Source organism: Pseudomonas sp. MWU12-2319, from assembly GCF_023242525.1.
Classification (GTDB): Bacteria; Pseudomonadota; Gammaproteobacteria; order Pseudomonadales; family Pseudomonadaceae; genus Aquipseudomonas; species Aquipseudomonas gingeri_D.
The window spans coordinates 1-3120 of the sequence record NZ_JALJES010000045.1 but is presented as its reverse complement, the minus strand read 5'-3'; the positions used below and the strand labels follow the sequence as shown (position 1 = coordinate 3120).

1 rRNA gene is annotated in these 3120 nt (G+C 52.1%); it reads right to left on the bottom strand.

The features are described from left to right. Positions 1-201 precede the first annotated feature (201 nt). Positions 202-3092 (bottom strand): 23S ribosomal RNA (locus tag M5C01_RS32635). Positions 3093-3120 lie beyond the last annotated feature (28 nt).

Genomic DNA, 3120 nt, shown 5'->3' with positions numbered 1-3120 from the left:
CTGAGTTCGGGATGGGATCAGGTGGTTCCAATGCTCTATGGTCGTCAAGAAATTCGGCAGCCAGGTCGTTTGCCCTTACGGGTTCACGCTCCAGCAAATGGGTATGTGACAGCTCGGTGTTTTGTGAGTCGCAAACTTTCGGTTCGTTTCGTCTTCACACACCGCAATCTGGCCTTTCGACGCAAATTGCTTGGGTGTTATATGGTCAAGCCTCACGGGCAATTAGTATTGGTTAGCTCAACGCCTCACAGCGCTTACACACCCAACCTATCAACGTCGTAGTCTTCGACGGCCCTTCAGGGAACTCAAGGTTCCAGTGAGATCTCATCTTGAGGCAAGTTTCCCGCTTAGATGCTTTCAGCGGTTATCTTTCCCGAACATAGCTACCCGGCAATGCCACTGGCGTGACAACCGGAACACCAGAGGTTCGTCCACTCCGGTCCTCTCGTACTAGGAGCAGCCCCTCTCAAATCTCAAACGTCCACGGCAGATAGGGACCGAACTGTCTCACGACGTTCTAAACCCAGCTCGCGTACCACTTTAAATGGCGAACAGCCATACCCTTGGGACCGGCTTCAGCCCCAGGATGTGATGAGCCGACATCGAGGTGCCAAACACCGCCGTCGATATGAACTCTTGGGCGGTATCAGCCTGTTATCCCCGGAGTACCTTTTATCCGTTGAGCGATGGCCCTTCCATACAGAACCACCGGATCACTAAGACCTACTTTCGTACCTGCTCGACGTGTCTGTCTCGCAGTCAAGCGCGCTTTTGCCTTTATACTCTACGACCGATTTCCGACCGGTCTGAGCGCACCTTCGTACTCCTCCGTTACTCTTTAGGAGGAGACCGCCCCAGTCAAACTACCCACCATACACTGTCCTCGATCCGGATAACGGACCTGAGTTAGAACCTCAAAGTTGCCAGGGTGGTATTTCAAGGTTGGCTCCACGCGAACTGGCGTCCACGCTTCAAAGCCTCCCACCTATCCTACACAAGCAAATTCAAAGTCCAGTGCAAAGCTATAGTAAAGGTTCACGGGGTCTTTCCGTCTAGCCGCGGATACACTGCATCTTCACAGCGATTTCAATTTCACTGAGTCTCGGGTGGAGACAGCGCCGCCATCGTTACGCCATTCGTGCAGGTCGGAACTTACCCGACAAGGAATTTCGCTACCTTAGGACCGTTATAGTTACGGCCGCCGTTTACCGGGGCTTCGATCAAGAGCTTCGCGTTAGCTAACCCCATCAATTAACCTTCCGGCACCGGGCAGGCGTCACACCCTATACGTCCACTTTCGTGTTTGCAGAGTGCTGTGTTTTTAATAAACAGTCGCAGCGGCCTGGTATCTTCGACCGGCATGGGCTTACGGAGCAAGTCCTTCACCCTCACCGGCGCACCTTCTCCCGAAGTTACGGTGCCATTTTGCCTAGTTCCTTCACCCGAGTTCTCTCAAGCGCCTTGGTATTCTCTACCCAACCACCTGTGTCGGTTTGGGGTACGGTTCCTGGTTACCTGAAGCTTAGAAGCTTTTCTTGGAAGCATGGCATCAACCACTTCGTCGCCTAATGGCAACTCGTCATCAGCTCTCGGCCTTAAGATCCCGGATTTACCTAAGATCTCAGCCTACCACCTTAAACTTGGACAACCAACGCCAAGCTGGCCTAGCCTTCTCCGTCCCTCCATCGCAATAACCAGAAGTACAGGAATATTAACCTGTTTTCCATCGACTACGCTTTTCAGCCTCGCCTTAGGGACCGACTAACCCTGCGTCGATTAACGTTGCGCAGGAAACCTTGGTCTTTCGGCGTGGGTGTTTTTCACACCCATTGTCGTTACTCATGTCAGCATTCGCACTTCTGATACCTCCAGCAAGCTTCTCAACTCACCTTCACAGGCTTACAGAACGCTCCTCTACCGCATCACCTAAGTGATACCCGTAGCTTCGGTGCATGGTTTGAGCCCCGTTACATCTTCCGCGCAGGCCGACTCGACTAGTGAGCTATTACGCTTTCTTTAAAGGGTGGCTGCTTCTAAGCCAACCTCCTAGCTGTCTAAGCCTTCCCACATCGTTTCCCACTTAACCATGACTTTGGGACCTTAGCTGACGGTCTGGGTTGTTTCCCTTTTCACGACGGACGTTAGCACCCGCCGTGTGTCTCCCATGCTCGGCACTTGTAGGTATTCGGAGTTTGCATCGGTTTGGTAAGTCGGGATGACCCCCTAGCCGAAACAGTGCTCTACCCCCTACAGTGATACATGAGGCGCTACCTAAATAGCTTTCGAGGAGAACCAGCTATCTCCGAGCTTGATTAGCCTTTCACTCCGATCCACAGGTCATCCGCTAACTTTTCAACGGTAGTCGGTTCGGTCCTCCAGTTAGTGTTACCCAACCTTCAACCTGCCCATGGATAGATCGCCCGGTTTCGGGTCTATTCCCAGCGACTAGACGCCCTATTAAGACTCGCTTTCGCTACGCCTCCCCTATTCGGTTAAGCTCGCCACTGAAAATAAGTCGCTGACCCATTATACAAAAGGTACGCAGTCACCCAACAAAGTGGGCTCCCACTGCTTGTACGCATACGGTTTCAGGATCTATTTCACTCCCCTCTCCGGGGTTCTTTTCGCCTTTCCCTCACGGTACTAGTTCACTATCGGTCAGTCAGTAGTATTTAGCCTTGGAGGATGGTCCCCCCATATTCAGACAAGGTTTCTCGTGCCCCGTCCTACTCGATTTCATGACCAAGAGATTTTCGCGTACAGGGCTATCACCCACTATGGCCGCACTTTCCAGAGCGTTCCGCTAATCTCAAAGCCACTTAAGGGCTAGTCCCCGTTCGCTCGCCACTACTAAGGGAATCTCGGTTGATTTCTTTTCCTCAGGGTACTTAGATGTTTCAGTTCCCCTGGTTCGCCTCTTGCACCTATGTATTCAGTACAAGATAACCATCTTATGATGGCTGGGTTCCCCCATTCAGACATCTCCGGATCAAAGTCTGTTTGCCGACTCCCCGAAGCTTTTCGCAGGCTACCACGTCTTTCATCGCCTCTGACTGCCAAGGCATCCACCGTATGCGCTTCTTCACTTGACCATATAACCCCAAGCAATCTGGTTATACT